General features: G+C 46.6%; 21 protein-coding genes. 11 read left to right on the top strand and 10 right to left on the bottom strand.

Going from position 1 to position 26873, the window contains the following annotated elements:
• Positions 1 to 1725 precede the first annotated feature (1725 nt).
• The 9 genes from Q502_RS11700 (at position 1726) to Q502_RS11660 (ending at position 14494) form a co-directional block, all read left to right on the top strand.
• Positions 1726 to 2955 (top strand): extracellular solute-binding protein, encoded by a 1230-nt coding sequence (locus Q502_RS11700; protein ID WP_099830426.1) that lies wholly within the window; start codon positions 1726 to 1728, stop codon positions 2953 to 2955.
• Between the two features lie 45 nt (positions 2956 to 3000).
• Positions 3001 to 3912: a carbohydrate ABC transporter permease gene (locus Q502_RS11695; protein WP_099830425.1), complete on the top strand. Its 912-nt coding sequence runs from the start codon at positions 3001 to 3003 to the stop codon at positions 3910 to 3912.
• Positions 3913 to 3916: 4 nt separating this feature from the next.
• Entirely contained in the window at positions 3917 to 4795 is an 879-nt protein-coding gene (locus tag Q502_RS11690) for a carbohydrate ABC transporter permease (RefSeq protein WP_099830424.1), read from the top strand.
• A gap of 128 nt (positions 4796 to 4923) precedes the next feature.
• Entirely contained in the window at positions 4924 to 6216 is a 1293-nt protein-coding gene (locus Q502_RS11685) for an endo-1,4-beta-xylanase (protein ID WP_243392385.1), read from the top strand.
• 14 nt (positions 6217 to 6230) lie between these two features.
• Positions 6231 to 8177: an alpha-L-arabinofuranosidase C-terminal domain-containing protein gene (locus Q502_RS11680; protein ID WP_099830422.1), complete on the top strand. Its 1947-nt coding sequence runs from the start codon at positions 6231 to 6233 to the stop codon at positions 8175 to 8177.
• Between the two features lie 33 nt (positions 8178 to 8210).
• The gene (locus Q502_RS11675; protein ID WP_099830421.1) at positions 8211 to 9695 is read left to right on the top strand and encodes an alpha-N-arabinofuranosidase; all 1485 of its coding nucleotides are present in this window, start codon (positions 8211 to 8213) and stop codon (positions 9693 to 9695) included.
• A gap of 334 nt (positions 9696 to 10029) precedes the next feature.
• Positions 10030 to 11553 (top strand): FGGY-family carbohydrate kinase, encoded by a 1524-nt coding sequence (locus Q502_RS11670; protein ID WP_099830420.1) that lies wholly within the window; start codon positions 10030 to 10032, stop codon positions 11551 to 11553.
• A gap of 651 nt (positions 11554 to 12204) precedes the next feature.
• Positions 12205 to 13737 carry an L-arabinose isomerase gene (araA, locus tag Q502_RS11665; protein WP_099830419.1) on the top strand — a complete coding sequence of 511 codons (1533 nt, stop codon included), beginning with the start codon at positions 12205 to 12207 and terminating at the stop codon, positions 13735 to 13737.
• A 55-nt stretch (positions 13738 to 13792) separates the two neighbouring features.
• The gene (locus tag Q502_RS11660; protein WP_099830418.1) at positions 13793 to 14494 is read left to right on the top strand and encodes an L-ribulose-5-phosphate 4-epimerase; all 702 of its coding nucleotides are present in this window, start codon (positions 13793 to 13795) and stop codon (positions 14492 to 14494) included.
• Positions 14495 to 14593: 99 nt separating this feature from the next.
• Here Q502_RS11660 and Q502_RS11655 read toward each other — a convergent pair whose 3' ends face one another.
• The 10 genes from Q502_RS11655 to pfkA form a co-directional block, all read right to left on the bottom strand.
• On the bottom strand, positions 14594 to 15202 hold the full coding sequence (locus Q502_RS11655; RefSeq protein ID WP_243392384.1) for a metal-dependent hydrolase: 609 nt from the start codon (positions 15200 to 15202) through the stop codon (positions 14594 to 14596).
• The gene (locus Q502_RS11650) at positions 15189 to 15701 is read right to left on the bottom strand and encodes a hypothetical protein (protein WP_099830416.1); all 513 of its coding nucleotides are present in this window, start codon (positions 15699 to 15701) and stop codon (positions 15189 to 15191) included. Before Q502_RS11650 ends, Q502_RS11655 begins: the two co-directional genes overlap by 14 nt.
• Positions 15702 to 15712: 11 nt before the next feature.
• On the bottom strand, positions 15713 to 16582 hold the full coding sequence (locus Q502_RS11645; protein ID WP_099830415.1) for a DUF4895 domain-containing protein: 870 nt from the start codon (positions 16580 to 16582) through the stop codon (positions 15713 to 15715).
• Positions 16579 to 17772 (bottom strand): VWA-like domain-containing protein, encoded by a 1194-nt coding sequence (locus tag Q502_RS11640; RefSeq protein ID WP_099830414.1) that lies wholly within the window; start codon positions 17770 to 17772, stop codon positions 16579 to 16581. Before Q502_RS11640 ends, Q502_RS11645 begins: the two co-directional genes overlap by 4 nt.
• Positions 17762 to 18859: an AAA family ATPase gene (locus Q502_RS11635; protein ID WP_099830413.1), complete on the bottom strand. Its 1098-nt coding sequence runs from the start codon at positions 18857 to 18859 to the stop codon at positions 17762 to 17764. Before Q502_RS11635 ends, Q502_RS11640 begins: the two co-directional genes overlap by 11 nt.
• 23 nt (positions 18860 to 18882) lie before the next feature.
• Complete coding sequence (locus tag Q502_RS11630) at positions 18883 to 20559, bottom strand: hypothetical protein (RefSeq protein ID WP_258553715.1); 1677 nt, start codon at positions 20557 to 20559, stop codon at positions 18883 to 18885.
• Positions 20560 to 20875: 316 nt separating this feature from the next.
• Positions 20876 to 22498, bottom strand: coding sequence for a chaperonin GroEL (groL, locus tag Q502_RS11625; protein ID WP_099830412.1), 1623 nt, complete (start codon positions 22496 to 22498; stop codon positions 20876 to 20878).
• Between the two features lie 13 nt (positions 22499 to 22511).
• Positions 22512 to 22781, bottom strand: a complete 270-nt coding sequence (gene groES / locus Q502_RS11620) for a co-chaperone GroES (protein WP_099830411.1) — start codon at positions 22779 to 22781, stop codon at positions 22512 to 22514.
• A gap of 206 nt (positions 22782 to 22987) precedes the next feature.
• A complete protein-coding gene (gene pyk / locus Q502_RS11615; RefSeq protein ID WP_099830410.1) occupies positions 22988 to 24406 on the bottom strand; it encodes a pyruvate kinase in 1419 nt (472 codons plus the stop codon).
• Between the two features lie 14 nt (positions 24407 to 24420).
• Complete coding sequence (gene pfkA / locus Q502_RS11610) at positions 24421 to 25380, bottom strand: 6-phosphofructokinase (RefSeq protein WP_180977904.1); 960 nt, start codon at positions 25378 to 25380, stop codon at positions 24421 to 24423.
• A 151-nt stretch (positions 25381 to 25531) separates the two neighbouring features.
• On the opposite strand from pfkA, the gene Q502_RS11605 reads away from it, so the two are divergent.
• Positions 25532 to 25765, top strand: a complete 234-nt coding sequence (locus Q502_RS11605) for a putative signal transducing protein (RefSeq protein ID WP_099830408.1) — start codon at positions 25532 to 25534, stop codon at positions 25763 to 25765.
• Complete coding sequence (gene gcvT / locus Q502_RS11600; RefSeq protein ID WP_099830407.1) at positions 25758 to 26864, top strand: glycine cleavage system aminomethyltransferase GcvT; 1107 nt, start codon at positions 25758 to 25760, stop codon at positions 26862 to 26864. The genes Q502_RS11605 and gcvT overlap by 8 nt, the downstream gene beginning before the upstream one ends.
• Positions 26865 to 26873 lie beyond the last annotated feature (9 nt).

Raw genomic sequence — 26873 nt, 5'->3', positions numbered from 1 at the left:
CTCCGACATTTTCAAATCCATTCTTCTCGATTAACGACTTGATCTTTTCTCTGTCAAATTTCATCTTCTCTTCCCTCCATTCTTCTATTCCATTCTAGAGGGTTTACACAATCTTTTTTACATACTCTCAGACGCGGTTCCTAACCAAGAACCTGGACGCGAAGCATAGGAACCTAGAACCCTTCTTTCCGCTCTCACGCGCGGAGGACGTTGAACCCTTGACGGACCAAGTGGTTTTATCAGTATATAGAGGGTCTTTCGAAGAATGGATCTTTCTTAGTCGTGACGTCATTTGACTCTTTTGGTTCAAACTTGGCACGGTGAGTAGCCCAGGGGGATTTCACCCCCAGGCTCTCTCAGAACCGGACTTGAACCTCTCAATTCATCCGGCTCCCATTATCCAGCCATATAGAATATCCCCATTGTCCAGTGTGCAAAGGAGATTTCATACGACCTCATTTTGTCTGTTAGCACTTCCCTTCCCTCTGTTCACAGTTCTTCCCTTTCGGTTGTCTGCACAGAGTTGGTTGACTAACCTACAAAACTGGATAACACAGTCCCTTCGCTCCACTCCCATTACAGGAGCTTCATCACTACTACGGACTGTTCCGCCCCTGAATCTGGCATCGGTACTTTCACCCTCGTGGGTCTTCCACTTGCGGCTTTTCCCTTAACATCCAGATCCAGGTTCCCAAGTTCCTAATCGAAGCCTGTACCAGGGTCACGCCACCTGTATGCCGGTCACCATCTGGACAGTAAGCAGGTTTCCTCCAGACTTATCCCGGGATAGTTGCACCTCCCGGTTTAGATGACACTAAAGGTCGTTACGACACGTTCACGGTGGTTCACTTGTATTCGTCTCCTCTGGTACTCACCTGACGGGATCACTGTCCCGCCTTTTCCCGTAACGTTCACTACCATGGCTCTTTACCACAGCAGCTTACGGTGGTTTGAAGCCTCCACCTGCATGGCGGCTTCGAGGGGCCCTCCCTCATCTTCAATTAAGCATGGCTAGAAGTTTCCTTCTTCGCCTTGGCACACTGCAACTTGGAACTAGAAACCTGCAACTGCTCTTCGAAGGACGACTCTTCACAGCGTTAAGCGTTGAGCGAATCAAAATGATGCTGAACGACCGGCTTACTGAACCCACGACTCCAAAGAAATATTCAGCTCGACACAGGCAATCTCTCTTTCCTTTTCGAATTCTCTGCTCTATATATGTACGGACATTACTTCATGAAAACACGAAAGAAATCGAAGAGAACCGATCTTTTCGGTGTTCGAGCAACGAATGAGAAAGATATCGGGCGAAGTCAGGCTCTGATCATCGCAGAATGTCTATAATTCAATTTGGTGAGCCATTCGATGTTTTGCTAGAATATGATCGTAAATTGATTCTTCTCTTAACATCATCGATTTTTTTGGCTTTGGAGCATTCGGAACAGACTTTTTTGCGGAAGTGATTTGTGAGGAACTTTCTGTTTTGCAACTAGGTACGTACATATAAATGTTTTCCGATCAGCATTCGTCTAAGCCTTGACTCTCGAATCCAACTCATACCAAACACTCATTCACGGAAGATATATCTTAATTGTTTAGAGGTCTGACAGATTGAAACAATCCACTCTTTTGGGGGGTGATATGACAAGCTAAAGAGTGAACACCTGACTGCGATCTGTTCTTTTTCGACTATCAAACGTTTACCTTTATTAGGAGGTGAAACAAATGAGAAAGTTGATGTTTCTGGCACTTGCGCTGGTTGTCGCTGTTAGCTTCTCTTTCGGTGTTACTATTACGATGATGACGCCGCTTACCGGAGCTGACGGCGCTTACATGGATGAGATTGTTGCGAGGTTCAATGCCGAACATCCGGATATTGAAGTCGTCCATGTTGTGGTAGAGTCTTCTCTTGATATGAAGAACAAGCTCTCGATGGGTATTGCATCCAAGACTGCCCCAGAGATCATGTTCATCAGGAAATTCGACATGCCTCTCTATCTGGAACACTTCAAGGGCTTCACAGCGGAAGAATGGCTTAACAAGTATGGAATTGACACTGACGACATCTTCCCGGGTGTTCTCGACGGACTTGTAGTAGATGGTAAAATCGTCGGTATTCCAATGGACATATGGCTGTTCTACATGGCCTACAACAGAGGAAACTTCGCAAAGGTCGGTCTCGATCCTGACAACCCGCCGAAGACAAGAGAAGAGTTTATTTCCGCAATGGAAGCTTTAATTCCCATTACACCTCCAGGACTTACTCCATACTACGAAAACCCTGCCTGGACATGGATCTGGTTCCACCTTCTCTGGCAGCACGGGGGAGAAGTGTTGACAGACGACTTTAAGGAGCCGGCATTCGAGAAAGCCGGAATCGAAGTCTGCAAGCTGATGCTCGAGATGCAGGACAAGGGTATTCTTCCCATGCAGGTAGCCGACCCAGGCGTGTCCTTCCAGTCCGGGGAGAGTACAGTATTGATAACCGGTATCTGGACCATTAAGCCCTGGATGGAACAGCTGGGTGAGGATTTCGGTTATGCGGTAGCTCCTCAGTTAGGCAACACCAAGGCCGTATTTGGAGGTTCTCACGTACTGGCAATGCCAAGAGTCATGGTCGAAGATCCTAAGACACTTGAAGCCGCGACAACATTCATCAAGTATCTATGGGACCACGCGATTGATTGGTACGAAGCGGGACAGACTCCTGCAAGAAAATCACTCGCCGAGAGTCAGGAGTTGAAAGAGAGACTGCCTCACATTTACGCAGTATCTCAGGATTCCGAATACGTAAGACAGTTCCAGATGTTCCCGCTGATATCGGAAATCGAGGCCGAAATAGCAGTCTACCTTGAGGAAATATTGGTGCTGCACTCGATATCTCCGGAAGCTGGTATGAAGGAAGCTTCGTTCGCCGTTCAGGAAATTCTTGACGACTACTGGTCAAGAAACTAATCGCAGATAAGTAATCGCTTTACTTGGTGAAGGGAGGAGGAGTAATTGACACAATCACATTCAAAATCACCTAAACGATTCCGCAGGGAGATAGGATCGTGGTTGTTCCTTCTCCCTCACCTATTCTTCTTCGCTCTATTTGTTGTGGTTCCACTGGTTTTCGGTCTCGTAATTAGTTTCTTCAACTGGAGTCTTCTCAAGGATAACGTGTTTGTCGGTTTTGACAACTACATTCGAACGTGGAATGATTCAAGATTTTGGCCCACGGTTCAGCACACAGTGCTTTTTGCGATAATCAGTGTTCCACTCACGATAATCGTTGCCATTATCTTTGCACACATTCTCAAGAAGAAGAGGTTTGGCCAACTATGGCTTCTAATTGCATTTGTTTCACCGGCATTCTTTGGTTCTGTAGGTATTCTTAGTTCATGGAAGTGGATCTTCGCTTCTTTTCCTTCTGGATTAGCAAATTACTATCTCAACAAGGTTGGCGCGATAAACAACGCGGTTTCATGGTTTGGCAGCACATCAGTTGCTTGGGGAGTGATTATCCTGGTAACTGTATGGTGGATTGTGGGGTTCAGCATTTTGCTTTACTTGGGAGCCCTGCAGAGAATTCCCCCCGAACAATACGAATCGGCAAAACTAGATGGCGCAGGCCCGTGGAAAAGATTCTTATATATCACTTTGCCCTGGATCAAGAGCGTGCTATTTTTCGACGTTGTTCGACAAGCCATACTGGCCTTTGGACTCTTTGATCAGGCTTACATTCTCTCCGGTGGGGGGCCGGCCGGAACTACACGTACTCTGGTTTATTACCTATACCTTGTTGGATTTGAGAGACAGGATTTCGGAAGAGCCGCAGCGATTTCCTGGTATATATTTGCGATCGTACTGATTTTTGCTGTGATTCAACTTGTACTGGTCACCAAATCGATACGATCGACGGAGGGGTGAGATAATGGCTTCTACAGTTGCGAAAAACAAGAAAAAGCTCAGCAAACGAGTGACTGCAGCGATTATTACTGTTTTTCTCTGGGCCTTTGCAGCTTTCTGGTTTGCGCCAATTTTCTGGATGTTGTCAACTTCAATGAAGTCAACCACACTTGCTGTGATTGAAACTCCCCCGCAATGGATACCCAATAACCCAACACTCGAGAACTACAAAATAATCTTTGCACCCTCGGGAGGCCTTTCGCTAATAAAGGCGACATTAAATAGCGTGATTGTCGCTGTGAGCACAACTCTGGCTACTCTAATGCTTTCAGTCCCCGCGGCGTACGCGTTGTCTCGACTGAGGTTCAGGGGAAGAATGTTCATCTTCTGGATGTATGTTGCGGTCCTGGCCTTTCCAGCAGTGCTGTTTCTGATACCCCACTTCTTCATAATTAACGGAATGGGATTAACAAATTCCTATCTCGCTCTGATCTTACCAGGCCTTGGAGGAACGTTTGGCGTCTTCCTCTTGAGGCAATATATGCTAGATATTCCCAAAGAGCTGGAGGACGCGGCCTGGATAGACGGCTGCTCCAAGTTCAGGTTCCTAATAAGCATAGTGATTCCTTATATTAAGCCGGCAATGTTAGTGCTTTCATTAATGACCTTTTTGGGTTCGTGGAATAGTTTCCTTTGGCCACTGCTCATTCTAAGCAAAGCAGATAAGTTCACACTACCTATTGCACTAATAAGGTTTAGCGCGGGATGGGGAGACCCGTATAGAGGTATTGGGCCTATGATGGCAGGAGCTTTCTTCTCTGTCGCCCCATCTCTGATAATTTTCATCGCATTCCACAGATACTTGATGAAGGGAATCTCCCTGGGATCTCTTGGAAAGGAGTAGATGCCATGTCTAAAATACTGAAGTCTTTTCGGAAAATAGGAGAAGAAGAGTCAGCAATGACCCCAAGGACTTGTCTTCTGTTGATCTTGGGCTTGCTTGTTTGCAGTCTATCTTTTGGAGGTAGTGTCTTGCCTATCGATATTGATGTAAGCACTTTCGAAGAAAGGATAGAGACGGACAGAAAAGTACAGGTTGAGATAGAGATCGTAGATAGAGACGGAGAAGAATTAGACAGCATTTCGGTGTCCGCTAAACAACTTTCACATGAGTTCTACTTCGGAAATGCTCCCGAATACCTGCTTTACGCTTACGCTCAAACCAGTTACAACCGCGGAAGGAGATTCGGGATCAGACCACTGCCCGAGGAAGATCTCGAGGAATATAAGCGTTTGTATCTTGAGCTCTTCAACTTCGCCACTCTTCCCTCCTTCTATTGGGCAGACTATGAGTCCACAGAAGGAAGAATTCGGTTGGCCGAGGCCTCTAAGAAGATCGCCCAATGGCTGGGTGAAAACGAAGTCCCGGTTAAGGGTCATACACTTGTTTGGGGGAATCCGCCGAGCGTAGGTGTGCCCGCCTGGGTAGAAGTGAAAGGAAAGCTCGGTCAATGGGCAGAAGTACGGGAATATCTCTTTTCGAGAGTTGTTAGGGAAGTCGAAGAGTTCAAGGATCTCATTCAATACTGGGATGTCGTTAATGAGCCTATTGTTCAACCCTGGTTCGACTCGATAGGTTCGGATTATATTGCCGAGTCGTTTAGAATAGTTAAGGAAACCGACCCCGACGCCATTACAGTTCTAAACGAATACGGGGTGTTGGTGAATGAGCGGACCAGGCGAGCCTTCATTTCAAGAGCCCGGCAACTCATAAATGAAGGAATTCCCATAGATGTGATTGGAGCCGAAGCGCACATTTTCACTGCTCAGGATCTACTTGGTCAGCTGCGATCCTTGGAAAGCATATATCTTGCAATTGACGAGTTGGCTCAGCTGGGAAAACCTATTCATATATCGGAGTTTCAGATTCCTCTTCCGGCCGTGATAGACGCTTTCGACGTCTCTATAAGTGAGGCCGAAGAGATACAGGCCGAGATCGCCAGGATATTCTACAAAGTCTTCTTCAGCCATCCGGCGGTCGAGGCAATAACGTACTGGAATTTCTACAGGGCATGGCAGTCAGGCAGCGGATTCCTGCGCGACGATCTCTCGATAAAACCGATCTTTGATGAGTTGAAGAAGCTTATACACGAAGAATGGAAAACCTCTGTCCGTCTCGAGACGGATATTTCGGGCAAAGTGGCTTTCAACGGTTTTGCCGGTAAGTATGAAGTCTCGGTGGAAAGCGGAGCGATGTCAGAGACATTCATTATTGACGTTAAGAAGGGCGAGAAGAATGAATTCACCCTTGTTCTCGGGCAATGAATGGGGTGCTCTAAATGAAAACAGCCGCCATTTTATATACCTTTGTTCTCATGATGGTTCTTATTCCGGAAACTCTTGTTGCGAATACAGGTCATGTGCTGACAATAGATCCCAGCAATCCCGGTCCCGAGATAAGTCCCTTCCTCTACGGCGTATTTTTCGAAGACATAAACCATGCAGTAGATGGCGGTCTATACGCTGAGTTGGTAAGAAATCGATCTTTCGAACACAAAGATCCTCTCGAAGGCTGGTTTGCAGTCTTTGAAACCGGTTGCCAGGCAACTTTCTCGGTTGACTCGGACCTGCCGCTTAATGAGAACAATCCCCATTACTTGACTTTTGATATTGAGTCCGAAAACAGATCAGTATCGCTTTCCAACAACGGTTACGACGGCATTCCTTTGAAGGAAGGAAAACGCTACGAGTTTTCCGCGTTCATTCGAGGCAATTCGGAATACAGCGGTGAAATAACAGTTCTACTAACGGATGAGAAGAGCAACAAAATCGTTGAAGCAAGCTTCGGGTCGGCTTTCGGCGGTGAATGGGAGAAGTATTCGGTCGAATTCGTAATTCCCGAAGACTGCAGCAATGGCAGGCTTTTACTTATATTGAGAGGGGCCGGCGAGGTCTGCCTGGACATGATTTCGCTTTTTCCTGAAGAGAACTGGAACGGCATGCGGGTAGATCTTCTAGAGATGCTCGAAGAGCTTAAGCCTGGCTTCATAAGGTTTCCGGGCGGCTGCCTCGTTGAAGGCGACAGCCTGGAGAACGCCTATCGCTGGAAGGATACAATCGGACCGGTAGAAGAGAGGAAGGCAAACTACAACCTCTGGGGCTATCACCAGTCATATGGCATCGGATTCTTCGAATACCTCCTCCTGTCGGAACGCCTTGATGCCGAGCCCATACCGATCTTCAACTCGGGCATGTCGTGTCAGGTTCGGGGAGCCGAGTACTGTCCGATAGATGAGATGGACCAATGGATTTCTAATGTTCTTGACTTCATAGAGTTTGCAAATGGGCCAAAGAATTCATTCTGGGGCTCGAAACGTGTCGAGCTTGGTCATCCCGAGCCCTTTAACGTCAAGTATATTGGTATAGGAAACGAGAATTGGGGCACGGAATATCATGATCGCTTCCCGATGTTCAGAGATGCTGTCAAAGCGAAGTATCCTGAAATCATCATTGTTTTCAGCGGCCCGCCTTCATATGAAGGAGCTTCATTCAACCGGGCGTGGAGATGGGCAAGAGAAAACGAAGTCGAAATTCTTGATGAGCACATGTATGCCGTTCCGGAATGGATGTTAAGGAACACAGATAGATACGACAAGTACGACAGATCCGGTCCAAAGGTCATGCTTGGAGAATACGCAGCCCACGCGGCCGGGACAAGGAACACCCTTCAAGCAGCAATGGCGGAAGCGGCTTTGATGACTGGCCTTGAACGAAATTCAGACGTCGTAATAATGGCGGCTTACGCGCCCCTATTCAACAGGCCGGGCTGGTCGCAGTGGACGCCGGACCTCATCTGGTTCGACAACACAAGAGTATATGGAACACCAAGTTATCATGTTCAGAAACTCTTCAATGAGAATCTCGGAGATGTAGTAATACCTTCTAAGCTTACCGACGAGAATCTCGAGGTTATCGGTTACTGGTTCAAGTCGCTGTACCACGTCTGCGAGTATGATCGTGAAACGGAGAACTTAATCATAAAGATTGTGAATCCTTGGCCCGAGGAGAAAGAGGTCAGAGTCGAAATTGGCGAGCCACTTGAGATCGAGGGGCAGGCAGAAGTCATTCTGATGACGTCCGACAGCGTCTTCGATGAAAATACTTTCCAGAACCCGAACAAGGTACTGCCCAAGAAATATGATCTATCGGGTCTATCAAACAAGTTTACTTTTACCTTTGCAGAAAATTCCATAACGATACTGAGATTGAAAGCAGTTGGCTTATAGAGTGATTATCTAATTTACTGGGGAGGGAATAAAGTGCAGACAGCTGTAAAAATCTGGCCTAGGAAGATCGGAAAGATTGACAATATGATCTACGGTCACTTCACAGAGCATCTAGGAAGATGCATTTACGACGGCATCTATAACGAGAAATCACCAAAATCAGATTCTAGGGGTTTCAGAAGGGACATCATGGACGCCGTGAAGAACATAAAATGTCCCATCTTAAGATGGCCTGGCGGAAACTTCGTGTCTGCCTACCACTGGCAAGACGGCATAGGCCCTCTCGAAAACCGCCCTCAACTTCTGAATTACATCTGGGGAGGTGTGGAGTCAAACAGATTTGGGACTGATGAATTCATAGAGTATTGTCGCGAAATAGATGCCGAGCCATATCTGGCCGTTAGTCTAGGAACGGCGACTCTAGACGAAGCAATGGCCTGGCTAGAATACTGCAATCTAGACACCCCGACGAAATTCGCTCGAATGAGAAGAGAAAATGGCCATCCAGAGCCCTACCATGTTAAGTACTGGGGAATAGGGAACGAAGTATACGGCCCCTGGCAGGTCGGCCATTGCAGTGCGGCCGAGTACGCAGAAAAACTCCGCCAGTACTCTCAGTTCATGAAGGGTGTGGATCCATCGATTAAAGTAATAGCAGTTGGAGCCGATAACCCCGACTGGGACATGACCGTGTTGAAACACGCGGGTCATCTGATAGACTACATCTCTATCCACCAGTACCATGGTTGCGACGACTACTTTGGGACCGTCGCATCTGTCTACTACTGTGAACAGAGGCTTAAGCTCCTGGAGGGGCTGATAAAACACCTGCGTCTGGATCACGTAAAGATCTCCTTTGATGAATGGAACATCTGGTACAAAATCAGCGCGGAAAGGGAAGGCGCCGAGAGAAAAATCGTGCTTCTGGAGGAACCCTACGCCTTGAAAGACGGTCTCTTTGCGGCAGGGATTTTCGCTGTGATGCATCGTATGGCTAATACAGTTCAGATGGCCAATCTTGCGCAAATGGTAAATGCGCTCGGTATGATAAAGACCAAGGGCGACGAAATGGTACTGACTCCCATCTATCATGCATTTGATCTATTTGTGAATCATACCGGAAGAACTGTCCTGGACATGGCGATTGGTTCTGAAACTTACGAAATAAGCTCTAAGACATTCGTCGAGGGCCGAAACAGCTTCAAGCTCAGCGAAGTTCCCTATGTTGATGGATCGGCCACCTATAACGAAGATAAGAATATTTTGAGCGTCGCCCTTATTAACTACTATCAGAAGGATGTAGAAGTCTCTCTCGATCTTTCGGGAATCGAAGTCCAGAAGAGGGCCGTCCAGCTTGTTCTGACGGGATCTGCTCCCGATGAAATGAATGATTTTGAAAATCCAGAGCGAATAAAACTTGGGAGCAAAGAGCTGACCTCCTGCTCTCCGGAAATGACTGTGAAGCTCGATCCGATGTCGGCAAATGTAATCGAGTTTTCTCTGGACGAAAAGCTATAACCCTTTGAAAAAGGATTACCTCCAGCACAAGTTAAGGCAATGAGAGTTTTCCGACCTGAGGAGAAGGCATTCTGGAGGTTTGAAGAGAAGGAATTTTCAATTGAGAATAGGACGGGACTCTGTATCGAAGATCAAGCTGGCCCTGATTCTAGCAGGAACTGATTTGTGGCCCGTAAATCTATCGTGTTGCCGGTATTCAAGTGAGTATAATGCCTGTCGTCCTGTGAGCATTTAAATGCAACAATGCCTGGAGTTCGACTCCGGCGAGTCCGGACTGGATGAGGTAAAATCGTGGTTAAGGCATAAAATCGACGAAATCTAGAAGGTGATGTGTATGTACTTAATCGGATGTGATATTGGTACCCAGGGAACAAAGAGTGTGATGGTGAATGAAAGAGGAGAGGTTCTAGTTGAAGCTCAGAGAGAATATGACGTCATTAAGCCCGGTTCAAACTGGGCTGAACAGTGGCCCGATGTTTGGGTTAAGGCAGCTTTCGAAACCATAAAAGAAGTGTCTGAGAAGTCGGGAGTCGAGAAGAAGGAAATAGCTGCACTGGCCATAAGCGGACTTTATGGAGGGTCGGGAATCCCTGTTGACAGGGGAATGAAGCCTCTGCACCCTTGTCTCATCTGGATGGACAGACGAGCGACATCGCAGACCTCCTGGGTGAAGGAAAACATATCAAAAGACAAGATCTTTTCGATCACAGGAAACTATGTGGATTCCTATTATGGATTCACGAAGATAATGTGGCTTAGAGACAACAGGCCGGATATCTGGAAAAAGATATATCAATTCGTGACACCAAAGGATTACATGATCTATCGGCTTACAGGTGAAAACGCGATTGATTACTCCTCGGCAGGTAATATTGGCGGAGTATTCGACATAAGAAAACTTACCTGGTCGAAAGAGATGTGTGAGGCCCTTGGTATACCCATTGAATACCTTCCTGAAAGAATCGTCAAGTCGAGTGATATCGTCGGCAGAGTAACTGCCGAAAGCTCAAAGCTGTGCGGCCTGCTCGAAGGAACTCCTGTGGTCTCAGGGGGGATAGATGCCCCGGTGGCTCAGCTTTCGGCCGGAGCGCTTGAAGAAGGCGAACACGTTGCAATGGTCGGAACCTCTACCTGCTGGGGTACCGTACATGACGGTAAGGATCTGCCGTTTGGTTTGGTGAGCTTCCCATATGTGGTAAACGACACTGAAAGAATCTACTCTTTTGGAGGCTCGGCGACTACCGGTGCGCTTGCCAAGTGGTTCAAGGAAGAGTTTGCCGACAGCGAAGAGTCTGTTGGACGAAGGACAGGCAGGTCTCCATATCAGCTCCTCGACATGGAAGTTGAAAAGATTCCTGCAGGAAGTGACGGAATCGTGGTACTTCCTTATTTCATGGGTGAAAGGTCGCCAATTTGGGATCCGTTTGCGAAGGGTGTATTCTTTGGAGTCACGCTCGTTCACACAAGAGCCCATATGTACAAGGCACTCATGGAAGGTGCTGCATACGCTCTCAGACATAATATAGAAAACGGGATTAAGGCAGGACTCAAGCTCGACGACGAATGTTTGATAGTTGGCGGAGTTGCGAAATCAACAGCCTGGAACAGGATTTTTGCAGATATAACCGGTTACAAAATGAGACAGGTATCCAGTCTAGTTGAAGCACCGTTTGGCGATGCCTTCCTTGCAGGGCTAGGTGTCGGATTGATAGACAAGCCGGAAAGAATAAAGGAGTGGGTGAAGTTCCGAGATCCTATAAGCCCAAATTCTGAAAACCAGAGGGTTTACGAGAAACAGTACTTGATTTTCCGAGAGCTCTACGAAAAAACGAAGGAGATAATGTGGAAGATGCACTAGGAACGGGTAAGTGGTTAGGGCCAAGAAGACAGGATGTTTAGCTGAGAATCCAGTCCCGAGACGAATTGCCGGACGGAGCATAAACAGCAAGTCATCGGTCTCATCGTGACTCTAGCCCGAACCTATGACCAAGTGTCAGTCTGACTGTTAATTGTCTGCTTTAGCTGACTGGTCAAGGTACTTTTGTCTTCCAGACTATTTCAAGAGAGTATGTCAATGGTTCAGTCGTGACTGGTATGTAATCCTGTCGGTTTCATAAAGTCCTCGATTTGTCTTCACCCACAAAGAGAGGGCACAAGATCAAGAGCTCCAGGAAATGATTCACGCTACATGGCCTGAGACACAGAATTAAGAACTGACTGTGATGGTGAAGAATCAGCGAAGCGACGGGAGAGATTTTGACTGCGAGGAATCACTTCCGGCTGGGAGCAGCCGGTAAAACGGCACTCCATGCTCTCCGGGGTCAGACAATCTGTTTTTGACTGGAAGCGGTGAGAGATACTCATGGTCAAAGATTAGATACACACTGAGATCCTGATCATTCAACAGCTCTCCTATGACCGATAGGATCGGCAAACAGAAAGAGCATAAGCTATAAATTATTCCTAGTCTGAAACCTGGACCTTTAACTGACATCAAACTTCTGGAAGAATGGTTGTTTTTCGAAAAGGAGGACTGATTACTATTACTAGAGACCTCGAGGTGTGGTTTATAACGGGAAGTCAGGAGCTTTATGGAAAGGAAGTACTGAAAAAGGTCGAAGAGAATTCGAAGAAACTAGTAGATGCACTCAACGATGCAATCTCAACTCCTGTAAAGATTGCCTGGAAACCGGTGTTGAAGGATGCAGATCAGATAAAGAAAGTAATTGATGAAGCTAACTCCAGCAAAACTTGCATAGGTTTGATAGCCTGGATGCACACGTTTTCACCCGCGAAGATGTGGATTGCCGGACTGAAATCACTTGAAAAGCCTTTCCTTCACTTCCATACTCAGTTCGAGCAGAAGATACCCTGGAATACCATCGATATGGACTACATGAACACAAACCAGTCTGCACATGGAGGAAGAGAATTCGGCTTCATCTCTGCAAGGCTTGAACTCAAGCGCAAAGTCATCGCAGGACACTGGAGTGACTCTAAGGTCATATCGAAGCTGGAAGACTGGATTAGGGCGGCGCTCGGCTGGAATGAAGCTCATACACTCAAGGTTGCAAGACTCGGCGATAACATGAGAGATGTTGCAGTTACTGAGGGAAACAAGGTCGACGCTCAGATTGACTTTGGTTATGAAGTTCATGGTTTCGCTGTTGGCGACTATATAGAGGGCTACTTCAAACAAGTCAAGAGAAGCGAAGCTGAGGAACTCGTGAATAGGTATCTGGAGGAATATCCCATCAAGAAGTCAACAGTCTCTGAAGAAGTCTTTCAGGCATCTATAAGGGAAGCCGCTAGAATCGAAATCGCACTCCGGAGGTTTCTGGAAAAGGGCGGATTCAAAGCATTCACAACCACTTTTCAGGACCTCCACGGGATGAGACAGCTTCCGGGAATTGCTGTACAGAGACTTATGAGAGATGGTTACGGATTCGGGGGTGAAGGTGACTGGAAGTCCGCGGCCCTTGTAAGAATTATGAAAGTGATGGCCGAAGGCATCGATATTGGAACCTCCTTCATCGAAGACTACATTTATCATTTCGAACCGGGGAACATAAAGGAACTGGGATCTCACATGTTAGAAGTTTGTGAATCCATAGCGGACGGCACACCTTCCCTTGAAGTGCATCCACTTTCAATTGGAGGGAAAGAACCTCCAGCGAGACTGGTATTCAATGCAAAGGAAGGCCCTGCAGTCCAGGCCTGCATAGTCGAGTTCGGAGACAGGTTCAGGATGATAGTCAATGAACTAGAGGTAGTGAAGCAGGACGAGGACATGCCGAAGCTCCCTGTTGCAAGGGCGTTATGGGTCCCAAAGCCAGATCTGGCAACAGCAGCGACCGCGTGGATACTTGCCGGCGGGGCGCACCATTCAAGTATGAGCTACACCGTTACTGCAGAACAGCTTGAAGACCTTAGTGACATGTTTGGAATTGAGATAGTAGTTATTGACGATAAGACTGATATCACAGAGTTAAAGAAGGAGCTTAGATACAACGAGGTATACTACAAATTGAAAAAGCTGTGATTTGCAGGTTCAAATCACTGAAAGTGCACGCTAATCTCTTGGTAGGGGGAAGCCTATGCTACGTGAACTAAAAGAGGAAGTCTACAGAGCGAATGTTACGCTCATTGAATCCGGACTGGTAAAACTCACGTGGGGAAACGCAAGCGGAATCTCCAGAAAGGAGCGTCTCGTAGTTATTAAGCCGAGCGGGGTAGACTATTCCGATCTTTCCCCCGACAGTATGGTTGTTGTAGATCTTGAAGGAAGAGTGGTCGAAGGAGAGCTGAGGCCTTCTTCCGACACTCCAACTCACGTCCTTCTTTACAGATGCTTCGGGCAAATCGGCGGCGTGGTCCATACCCACTCAACCTGGGCAACTTCGTGGGCACAGGCGGGAAAAAGCATTCCCTGCTTTGGGACGACTCACGCCGATCACTTCTACAATGAAGTACCTTGTACTAGATATCTGAACGCCGAAGAGACAGAGACTGATTACGAGTTGAACACAGGCAGGGTAATCGAAGAAGCTTTTTCCGAGAGAGATTACCTCGGAACCCCAGGCGTCCTCGTCGCCGGTCATGGGCCCTTCACATGGGGAAAGGATGTACTGGACGCAGTCAAGAACGGCATAATTCTTGAAGAGATAGCCAAGACGGCATGTCTTTCACTTCTAATAAACGCGGAAACAAGCATTCTTCCAAGATACATAATGGACAAACACTATTTCCGAAAGCATGGGAAAGACGCGTACTATGGACAAGACCCGAAAAACAAGTGAATAGTACAACCGTTAGGAACTTTGGAGTGATATCTCTTGTGAGTCTGTTTCATTGACTGGCTTTTTGGAAGAAGTCCCTTTTCGGACGCAGCATTAAGTTCATATACTATCCTTTTCATTTTGAGCGGCAGGTACTCTCCGGCCTCTTGCAAAGCCGTGGGCTCCATCGAGAATCAGATGAAGAAAGTAGCCGACAGAACCGGCAACACCGAGAAACAACACTTCTGTGTAGTTCATCTCGCCCCCAAGCAGTTCCGATCTTAGAAGCACCGTTGTCACGATGATCAGGCCATAGAGGAATCCTCCCCATAGTGAATGAAAGAAGCCTCTGTGACTGAGAAGATTTATCGCTTTTGAGACGATCACGCCCAGTCCAATAGAGAGAGAAAAGGAAATTGCAACAGCAAGAGACATAGAATTGAGCCAGGATAGAATAAAAGGCTGAATCTCTGGCGAAATCACCGAAGAGTAAAAGACGCAGGCAAAGAGACCAGCGATAAGCACTTCGAAGATTCTCTTTATTAAAGCGCTTTTTGAATCAATATCAGGTACATCGCTTCCCAACAAAAACAAGAGATATCCATAGCCTATCAGCCTGCTGTCTTGAAGAGGAGAGACATGCAAGAGCTCGATTGAAGTCAGTGAGAGAAAGATGAAGACAGGATAAGTCGCTATTCCCCAGTAAACATGCGTTCTAAAGTCCGGCATCGGCATCACTGCCAAATTTCGTTCCCTGACTCGAGACATCGACATACAGAAGCACGTCTTTCAGAGATATGCTCATACCACACTCTACTTCCTCCGGAACGGATTCACTCACATCCAGCGGATAGAGGGCCGTGCGGTCGCACAGAGAAAGGTTTACTCTGGAAAACCGCCTGTAGATTGCCGTTATTTCTTCTTCTTCGACATTCAGCCCAATGGTTGCCGTTATTCCAGACATGAAGAGGTATTCAAGCTCGTCGGGTTCGATCTTCATTGGCTCAGAGTAGAGTGTCCCCTCAACAGGTAAACAGAAGAGAATCAACTCTCGTGAAAGATTTAGAAAGGGTGTTCCTTCAAGCCTTTCATACATTCTATACTTATCGATTGTTTTTTCGTCTGCAAGTAAGACCTGTCCGGAGTATTCGATAAGATCCCCGGCCTTCAATCTCCGGATGTTCTTTATAGATATCGGATAAAACATCTTCAAAGTCTGTCTTGCCAAGATACACCACCCTATTCGTCAAGCGGAAAATCTCTGTGAATAAATTCCAGCATCTTGTCTACCGTCTCAGATATAAATTTCGAGTAGAACTTATAGAATTCCTCGAGCCTATCGTATACCGGCTTGGATTCAACCAGATCGATTTCGAAGACGGTTGAAACCGGTCTCGCTATTTTCATGTTAGGAGTGACGCTGGCGTTTCTCAGAACACCGCACTTCTTTGTGACTTCGATCCTGAATAACCTTGAAAGTTCCAAGATTATTGAATGGTCGATACTCTCGTTTATTTTGGGAGGACCAAAAGCAATCTTCAAGATATTCTGAAAGGGGAATATCAGGACCTCCCCGTCATCGAACTCTATCCATCTTCTATAGTTCTCTCTGCATATAGAAAAGAGGGCATCGTCAATCATTTCAGGCAGCCTGAAGTAGTCCTTTCCTCGGAGAGAATCCTTCAAAATCTCTTTACGAAGAAGTCTTTCATTGCCAAAATAAGCTAGGAAGTACAGCTTCAACGGACTCTGAAAGATCGCCCTATGGAATACCAGCTCAGCTCCCTCTTCGAAGACACCGGAGAAATCATCAACGATAGGCTCTTCCTCTTCGTTTGAGAATCTGTACAAGGCGCTGGCCGTCTCGAAAGGCGACGAATTGGAGAGTCCCACAAAGCCTCTGCCCTCACTGTCCACAAAAATTGAAAGAACCGGCGCATTCCCCTTCGAAGTTTGAACTACAAGCGTCATGAAATGACCGAAAGCATTGTCAAGTCTATCAGACCGCTCAACAACCAACTTCGCGTAAGATGGAAAATTGCTTTCGACGGTCTCGTAAACCGCCTTGAGCTTGTTTCTATAGCTTTCTGGACCGGCATAGTATGTCACTTAAGGAACACCACCGATGATCGTCCATAGATAGATTTTGCCTCCTGGGCGAACTCTGGATTGTGGCTCTTTGGAAGAACAAACAACGCCCTTCTCGAAATTGTAGGAAGATCGGTAAATCCATCCGTGAAAAGCAGTAGTCCTTCCGGTCTGAGTTTTTCCTGAGCGTAGTCAACGGCAGGCTGAAGATCGGTCTCCCCTCTACCCATTAACTTAAGATCTCTCCACATACCTTTTCCATACTTCATGACACTCTGCACAGTCTCGTCCACCTGCACCAGCCAGACCCGTGAGTCTGTGACTCTAGTAACCTCATCTATCTCACTGAAGAAGGCGTTGAACTCCTCTTCTATTATGCTCCCGCTAGTATCGACTACGACAACGAGTTTCGCTGCGTAATCGTTTCTCCAGCCGGGCTGATCATCATATCTTCTGTTAGGTCTCATAGGAGTTCGGTATCTGCCAACCTGCATCGATGAACCGAAGAACCGCCTAATCATGTTTCTCCAGTCAAGGATCGGGTTGTCAAGAACCAGTTTCATTACCGCCTCAAGACCCTCCGGCATCCCGTCCTTAGCCTTTTCCATAGTCTCTGAGATCACCTGTTTAAGAAGATCCTCAACGAACTCTTTCGGGAGTTCAAACCTTCCAAAATCCTCATGTGAATCGGGCCTGGATATGTTTGAGTCCAGAAGCTCAAGATCAATGGTCTTGTTTTTCTTCATGAAGTCAAGGCCCCAGTCGTGGTAGAACTCTGCCGTCATTCCTGGATGCTGCATCGGAGGCCCAACGAAGAATCTCTCATTATCGGTTCCACAGCCCTCCTGAAGAAGAGAATCCATAGGAAGACTGAAAGCGTCAAGCTCGCGTATGAACTGATTTACGGCGGCATCCATGGATAGATCCCAGAGCATCTTCTCTCTGGATTTGTTGACGGGTATCAGAATGTGTCCATTCACTATGTGAAGACACTCGTGCTTCAAAAGCGCCTTCGAAAATGTAAGTGGTTTGTTTCGAAGTGTATCCGGATTGTATAGAAGTTGAAATCTCCCCCTGGAGCTCACCCTCAATTTCATCGTCCTGACCGAAGGAGAGGGAATTCTGTCGATGAAGAGAAGCAGGAAATTGTAGAAGGGGCTGTCCTTGCCTAATTCGAAAACAGCCCTTTCCATCAACTCCTCATTTCTCATCCTTTTCGCTCCTCTGAAGGAATTTCAGAACATCATGGTCCATGGCAAGTTCTTCGAGAAGATTCTCGTAGAAGGCCCGTTTTAATCCCTTTTCCCCCTCGACCTGGTGAACAATATGTCTTATTACCGAAAAGAACGAGTCTTTCGGGATAACTCTGCCTATCCTTAGAAGGTTTTCCGAGATTACAGGTACATTCTGAAAGTATTCCTGAACCTGTAAATCATCTAGCTCAGAAAGATGCTTTGTGATACGGAGAATCGAGGCGCTAGTCCCCGAGATATCACCTTTAGAGAGTCTCGAAAGGATATTCTCATCCAGTTCGAGAAGCAGAGTTCGGGGAGAAGGAAGGAGCTCGCTGCCCTGAATCTTACTCATGAAAGTTCTGGCCGCTTCCGGTCCTACTATGCCAGCGGCGATTACATAGCCGAACTTTTCGATCTCCATGCTTGAAAGACCTGCGTATACTCTGCCCAATTTGTACCAGCTACGGGGGCTCGGTCTCAATTCCAGCCGCATCGAGACAACCGTGTCTCTTGAAAGAAACTCTGGATACTCACCTATGAAGTTGGTAACAGTCTCCGGCATCTTCTGGAGTTCTGCCCACTTAAGCCATTCTTCTGGATCGGGAGTCAGTTCTATGTGGAAGAATCGCGACATAAAGGCAGGATCCGTAATAAGTTCAACCTGATCATATTCCTCATCCGGCGGATTTGCCGCGGCCATTATCCAACAACCTTCGGGTAGAAAATGGTTGTGTATTCTTCTATCTATTAGAAGTTGCATAATTGCATTCCTGATTGATCTATGAGCCCTATTTATCTCATCTATCATGAGTATCACATTGCCTTCAGTCGGCCACCAATCGGGCCTCAAAAACAAGGTTCGTTCGCCGTCTCTCGACGGCATCCCGATAAGGTCACCTGGCTCCATCTGTGATATGACTAGGATTATCAACTCTCTGCCCGTCTCAGCTGCAATCTCCCTAGCAAGATCGGTCTTTCCTACCCCAAAGTGACCCCAAAGAAGCGGGATCTCCCCGGATTCCATGATCTTCCTGCTCAAGTGTTTTACGTCCTGAACCTTCAAGCCTATCCCTCCAAAATCCTCATTCAGACAAAATTATAGCACAGCGACTTTAACGATGCCCATGTAATGACTGCCCATAGAGCGAGTGGGAATACCAGCCCAAACAACCATGTGAATGGAGAGGCAACCGGAACATTGAGGAAACCAAGAAAGAGGCCGATATCTCCTGCAAGATAGAGGGTAAGTGGAAGGGTAGAAAAAACCGGCAACAGTGTGGAAAGTAAGAACGAGAGTATTGCACCCGGTAGGCTGAGCGCCTTGAAGACATTTCTTGTATCTTTGGTCCCGAAGCTCTTCTCAAGAAAGCCCCCGAACAATGAGAGCGTGAAAATCGTTGGAATCATTAGAATCAGGAAATTCATCATGAAAGCCCTATACTGAGATGCATTTGAAGACACATACAAACCGACAACCAGTATTATCAAAGAATATAGCGAGCTGACAACAATAGACTTTGAAAGCACAGATTTTATCCTTCTTATTGGAAACAACCATACGCCATCCCCAATCTGACGTTCAAAGGCAAATAGAGCCGTTGAAGAGACAGTTGTGTAGTTACTGAAAAGAAAGACTATAAGACCAAGGAGCTGCAGAACCCCGAAGCTGCTCAGAAGCGTAGGGTTAACAAACACTACTACAGGCACAAACAGTGAGGGATAGAGAAAGGCAAACGTCAGTTTAGGCTCCCTGACCAGCAGAAGGAGATCCTTAATAATCAAACCGAATAGTACGCTGTGTCTCCTAAACCTCTCTTTTGAATGAAGAGCTGCATTTCCTATTGGTCTTGTCATAAGCTTCTGAAGAACGGTTGGATAAACAAAGACTTCTAGGAAGCCAAGCAAAACAAACAAAACTGCCGAAGTAGTAACGAAAACAAGAAGATCCGTGGTCTCTCCGGTTATTGCCCTTACAAAGGGTGTCCAAGGTAGATATGGAGAGGTGATGACTCTCTGGAGACCTCCGAACTGATCGGCAACCTGATCCGGCCTTGCAAGATCTATAGTAGAGAAGTCCATGAAGCGCAACGTGAAAATGAAGACGAAGATAGTCACCATAGTCATCATGGCAGAGAGAGTCTTGAGAAACCGCCCCTTGGAAAGGAATACTATTCCAAAAGAGATAATTGCGGTTATCACCAGAGTGTCAAGCACAAATACAAACAACAAGACCAGGGCCATCCAGAATCTCCCTCCCGAATAGCCAAGCCCTCTCAGTGCAGCCATGAAGATCGGCGCAAATAGAAGTATGGGCAATCCTCCTGCAGCGAGAACCTCAAGCAGTTGTACATTCGCAACCGTAGACTTCTTAACCGGCAAGCTGAGCAGCATCTCAGCCCTATCGGAGAAGAAAAGATTCGAAACTACGATTGGAAGATCGCTACCCAGAAGTATAGAGAATATTATCGCGGAAAAAAAGGAGATGACTATTAGCTTCAGGTCGATTCCGGTAAGCTCTTTGAGCTGGTCGGATAAACCTGCAACTCTAGAGAAATTCGGAACAAGAAAGCCTCTCAGATAGAAAGTAATCGGAACACCTATAGCTATCACAATGATTACTGCAAGGAAAGTTGCAATAATCGCTCTCTTACCCTGCCTTGTCAGCATTCTGTAACCTTCTATAGTTCTCCACTTGAGTATAACTATGAAGTCTCTCATGTGTCTATTCTGCCACAAATTAGCCCGTGATTTCTTATAGCACATCCTAAAAAGCCTTCGGGTTTTGAGTCCAGGCAAATCCGCGTACATGCAAAGTGGTAGGAAGAACCACTCAATTCTATATGTAGGTCGCAGATGGAAGAAGACACTGCAAGTTCGAAGTTGTGAGTTCTGATGGTGAAACACCACATCCTGCTGAAGGATCGTGCGGGTTAACACTGTAGGCTCGGGTGTATATGCGCCGCGTTTGCTTGCGTAAAAGATCTATGCCAGTTAAGCTAGTCAAGATGAGTTCAGTCATTTTCAGAGTAACGACAGCAAAAAAGGGAGAGCAAGCTCTCCCTTCAAAGTGATTCTCTTATCAGTACTCGGGCATCTGTGGCATCGGAGCCTGAGGCTTTTCTTCGGGCTTCTCGGTCAGAGCCGCTTCGGTCGTTAGAAGGATTGCGGCAATAGAAGCTGCGTTCTGAAGAGCACTTCTTGTAACCTTTGCGGGATCAATGATACCGACCTTGAACATGTCTGTGTAAGTATCATTAAGAGCATCGTATCCAAACGCGTTATCATCGTTATGGAGTATCTTGTCGACAACTACTGCTCCGTCTAAACCGGCGTTCTCTACAATCTGCCTGATCGGAGTGTCGAGAGCCTTAAGAACTACCTTAACACCGATCTTGATATCAGGATTCTCTGTGCTATCGAAAAGCTCTTGAACGGATTTCTTGGCTCTTGCAAGAACAACTCCGCCTCCGGCTACGATTCCTTCCTCCACAGCTGCTCTAGTAGCGGAAAGGGCGTCCTCGATTCTGTGCTTCTTCTCCTTGAGTTCTGTTTCGGTTGCAGCGCCGACCTTGATCACTGCCACGCCGCCGGAAAGCTTTGCAAGCCTTTCCTGTAGAGTTTCTTTTTCGTATTCGGAAGTTGTCTGATCGATCTGAACTTTGATCTGACCGATTCTCTGCTTGATCTTTTCAGGATCTCCCTTTCCGTCAACGATTATGGTATCGTCCTTCTTAACCTTCACAACACCCGCGCTACCGAGATCGTTTATCGTTGCGTTTTCCAGAGTAAGCCCAACTTCTTCACTTATTACAGTGCCTCCAGTGAGAATGGCGATGTCCTGGAGCATTGCCTTTCTTCTATCCCCGAATCCAGGGGCCTTAACGGCTACTGAATCCAGTGTTCCTCTCAGTTTGTTCAGAACTAGAGTGGAAAGGGCTTCGCCTTCAATATCCTCGGCAATTATGACAAGCGGCTTTCCTGCCTGCGCGACCTTTTCCAGGATCGGAACAAGCGGTTTCACTGCCGATACTTTCTTGTCTGTGATAAGAATCAGAGGCTCTTTGATGATTGCTTCCATCTTCTCAGGATCGGAAACAAAGTACGGGGAGATGTAGCCTCTGTCAAACTGCATACCCTCGACGAATTCAACGTATGTTTCCAGAGTCTTTGAATCTTCTACCGTTATTACTCCATCCTGACCAACCTTGTCCATTGCTTCGGCTATAAGTTCGCCAATTTCAGTGTCATTGGCCGAGATAGCCGCAACGGAAGCGATATCTTCTCTTGAAGAAATCTTCTTGGAGAGAGATCTTATGTGAGAAACGGCAGTCTCGGTTGCTTTCTGGATTCCCTTCTTCATGAGAATAGGGTTGGCTCCGGCTGTAACGTTCTTCAAACCTTCCTTGATCATTGCATGAGCAAGAACTGTGGCTGTTGTGGTTCCGTCACCGGCAATATCATTTGTCTTGGAGGCTACTTCTTTTACGAGCTGCGCCCCAAGGTTTTCGAATTTATCTTCCAGTTCGATTTCCTTTGCAATCGATACACCATCATTGGTTATCGTTGGAGAACCCCAGCTCTTCTCGAGAACTACGTTTCTACCTTTCGGACCAAGCGTTATCCTAACTGCATCTGCTATAGCATCTACGCCTTTTTCAAGTGATCTTCGTGCTTCTTCGCTGTATTTCAGAATCTTAGCCATACTGATTCCTCCTTCAATCTTCGATCTTTGCCAGGATATCATCCTGATCGATGATTATGTAGTCTTCTTCATCGATCTTGATCTCCGTACCGGAATACTTGGAATAGAGGACCTTGTCGTTTTCCTTAAGGTCAATATCCTCGACTTTCTCACCAACTGCAATTACCTTCGCAGTCATCTGCTTTTCCTTCGCAGCGTCTGGAAGAACGATACCACCTGATGTCTTCTTCTCTTCCTCATAAGGCTTAATCAGTAATCTTGTACCAAGGGGAACTACCTTCATAAAAAGCCTCCTTTCGTATTGTATAGTTAGCACTCAAAGTAACAGTCTGCTAATAAATGATAAAACAACATTGTGATTTCTTCAAGGGCTTCCAGTGTTAAATGATCGTAAACATGAAAGATTAAGGGTGTTCGAGGGCGTTTATGCTCTTTTTCCCCAGGTTTTTCTGATTATCTTCGGCCCACTCTCGCCACTCGAGCTCACGGCTACGCAATCTCCAGTTTCAATATATTGGTAGAGTTACTAGTTCCAAAGGGAATGCCAGCGGTAAGAATTATCGTATCCCCGCTTTTCACAAGCTTAAGCTGTCTTGCAAGAGGCCCGGCAACTTCAACAAGATCGTCTGTAGAATTGCCAAGACCCATTAATACTGGATGAGCTCCCCAAACGAGGTTTAGCCTATAATACGTTGCTTCATTGGGAGTAACCGCAAGTATATGAGCCCTTGGCCTGAACCCCGAGACATTTCTTGCAGTGTGTCCAGAGAAAGTGGAGCTTACGATGACCTTCACCTTCAGCGCTTCGCTAATATCCCACGCTGCTCTGCAGATAGCATCTGTGTGATCGTCTGTTGAAACCTTTTCTCTTGTCCACCTCAGCAAACCGGGATCCTGCTTAAGATACCTTTCCGCTGATCTTGCCGTTAGATCCATAACTGTCACAGCTTCCAGAGGATATTTGCCAATCGAAGTCTCACCGGAAAGCATTATGGCATCAGTACCGTCAATGATCGCATTGGTAATATCCGTTGCCTCGGCCCTCGTTGGCGCTGGATTCTCTATCATAGATTCAAGCATCTGGGTTGCCGTTATCACGGGAATCCGCTTCTGATTGCCGACCCTAATGATCTTCTTCTGAGCGACCGGCACCTCCTCAACGGGTATCTCAACACCCAGATCGCCTCTTGCAACCATCATACCATCGGAAACTTCTGCTATCTTCTCAATGTTTTTCAGCGCCTGTTCCGTCTCTATCTTGGAGACTATAGGAATAGATCCTCCAAACTCCTCAACTACCTTCTTTGCGTGAAGAACGTCTTCTGGTCTCCTGACAAAGGATAGCGCAAAGTAGTCAACTTGTTCCTCGATTCCCAGTTCAATGAACCGCCTGTCTTTTTCTGTAATTGCCGGTATGCTTATGTCTATTCCCGGAAGGTTGATTCCTCTTCTGTGAGTTACAACTCCCCCACTCAAGATTCTTGTTCTAACTTCGGACTTTGTGACGGATAAAACCTTAAGCTTGATCTTTCCATCATCCATCATAATAAGATTCCCGGCCTTCACTTCCTCTGGGAGCTTATTGTAGTTAACACTTACAATCGTATCGTCTCCTTCAATGTCTTCAGTTGTAAGAACAAACTCGCCTCCCTTCGGGAGCTCCACATAAGGACTTCTGAAGACACCTGTTCTGATCTTTGGACCTGAAAGGTCCAGCAAGATCGTGAGCGGAGATCTCATTGATTGGCGAATCTCTTTCAATTTCCTGATTCTATCCTTGTGTTCAGTAATATTGCCATGAGTTGTATTCAGCCTGGCAACATCCATCCCTCTCTGTATGAGAGCCCTCAGCATTTCCGGAGTCTCAGTAACAGGTCCGATAGTGCAGACAATCTTCGTCTTTCTCAAAGCAGATCACCCCGTCAGGAGAGTATTTTCGCCATTTCAACCAGTTCCACATCCAACGTCCTTTTGTTGGAAAGAACTTCTTCGAGAGGTACAGCGGCGATTTTTCCGCTTTTCAATGCCATCATAAGGCCGCCTTCTTCCTTTTCGAGCACCTTAATGGAAGCGTATCCCATTCTCGAAGCGAGAACCCTGTCAAAAGCAGTCGGTGAACCGCCTCTCTGAATATGACCTAAGATGGTTATTCTCGTCTCGTACCCAATCCTGTGTTCTACATGTCTGGCAACAGTGTAGGCACTTGATGCACCTTCGGCAACTACAATGATGCAGTTGATCTTTCCTCTTTTCCTTTCTTTTAAAATCTTATCGGCTATTGATTCATAATCTACGGGAAGCTCCGGAACGATTATTGCTTCGGCTCCAACCGCAATACCCGAAGCAAGTGCCACATAACCGGAATTTCTCCCCATGACCTCTACTACAAAGGCTCTTTCATGCGAAGAAGCCGTGTCTTTGAGCTTCTGAATTGTTTCGACACAGGTATTCAAACACGTATCCACCCCGATACACATGTCTGTCATAGCAATGTCGTTATCTATTGTTCCCGGAATGCCGACAACTGGAATTCCGTTTTCTTCCATAAGCAGTTTTGCACCGGAAAGACTCCCCTCTCCTCCGATGACAATAAGAGCTTCAATGTGATTATTTCTCAGGACTTCGGCAGCCCTAGCTCTGCCTTCCTCGGTCTTGAACTCTTCGCATCGGGAACTCCTGAGGACCGTTCCACCTTTCTCCATTATTCCTCCGACCGAGGAGTAGTCCATATCGACGAACTCTTCATCAAGCAGACCAGAGTACCCTCTCCTAATTCCTACAACGGCTATTTCATCTGTCTGGGCAGTTCTTACAGCTGCCCTTATAGCTGCATTCATCCCTGGCGAATCCCCTCCACTGGTGAGGACCCCGACCTTCTTTATCATCATTATCCCTCCTAACGATGACTGCACTTAGCTAACCGACTACATTCTAGCACATTGCAATTCTAAAATCACCAGCTAGAAATGCGTCCAGAAGTTAACTTATCTAATTACTTGGTGTATAATTTCAGGTGAAACAGGAGGTGATCGAATGAAGGTCCTCAAGTCAGGAATTCCGGAGTTTGAAGCAAAAATGTATCAGGAAATCCTTCTAAAAGAAGGAATCTTCTCGGAACTGGTGGATTCTCATTTCGCATACACCGACAGTGTTTACTTTGGTTCGGGCGGCTTGGTGGACATTATTATAGCCGACGATGATTTCGAAGAAGCCGTTCAGATCTTTGAAGACTTGCAAGAGAGGGGGAGGGAAGAAACGGATGAGTGATCTAAAGAGAACGCCGCTTTACAGCGAACATGTGAGACTAAAGGGAAAGTTGGTTGATTTTGCTGGATGGGAGATGCCTTTGCAGTTTGATTCTATAATCAACGAGCACAATCTTGTCAGGAAGAAAGCCGGCCTCTTTGATGTCTCGCACATGGGAGAAATCGAAATTGTGGGACCCGACGCTATTCGATTTTCGGACTATTTGATAACAAACTCTGTCTCTTCGCTGAAGAACGGAGCCATAGTCTATTCTCCAATGTGCAATGAAAATGGTGGGATAGTCGATGACGTATTGGTCTACAGAATAGGCAATGGAAAGGTGATGTTCGTAGTTAACGCTTCAAACAAAGACAAAGATTTCGAGTGGATCAAGAAAAACAAGGGTGCTTTCGACGTGCAAATTAAAGACGCATCCGACGACTTTGCGCAGATCGCCTTTCAGGGACCTCATGCAGAGGAGATATTACGGGAAATATCGCAGGTCAAATTGGCGGACATTCCCTTCTACCATTTCGTGTACGGCAGAGTGAACGGCATCCAGGCGTTGGTTTCTCGTACAGGCTATACGGGAGAAGACGGGTTTGAACTGTATATCGACCCTCAGGGTGCTATCCCTCTTTGGAGAAAGATACTTGAGACGGGAGCTGATTTAGGTGTGAAGCCTATCGGCCTTGGAGCAAGAGATACACTAAGGTTTGAGGCTTCCTACATGCTTTATGGCAACGAACTCACCGATGAGACAACCCCTCTTGAGGCTGGTCTCAAATGGACGGTAAAGATGGACAAAGACTTCATCGGCAAAGCTGTTCTGGAAGAACAACTAGCAAACGGGACAAAATACAAGCTCAAGGGACTAGAACTATCCGGCAGGAGTATCGCGAGGCATGGATTTGAGGTCTTTGACGGTGAGAAGAAGGTCGGTTGGATCACGAGCGGAGTATTTTCTCCAACGCTGGGCAAATCTCTCGCTCTAGCATATCTGGAAAAGGATTACTGGAAGAGCGGCTCAGAAGTGCAGGTCGAAATTCGATCGAAGAAGGCACCTGCTGTAGTTGTCAAAACACCTTTCTATAGAGGCTCTGTAAAATCGAAAAGTTAAGGAGGAGAT

Source organism: Mesotoga sp. Brook.08.YT.4.2.5.2., from assembly GCF_003351125.1.
Taxonomy (GTDB): Bacteria; Thermotogota; Thermotogae; order Petrotogales; family Kosmotogaceae; genus Mesotoga.
Note: the sequence above shows the minus strand (reverse complement) of the source record. Positions and strands in the feature narration are given on the sequence as shown.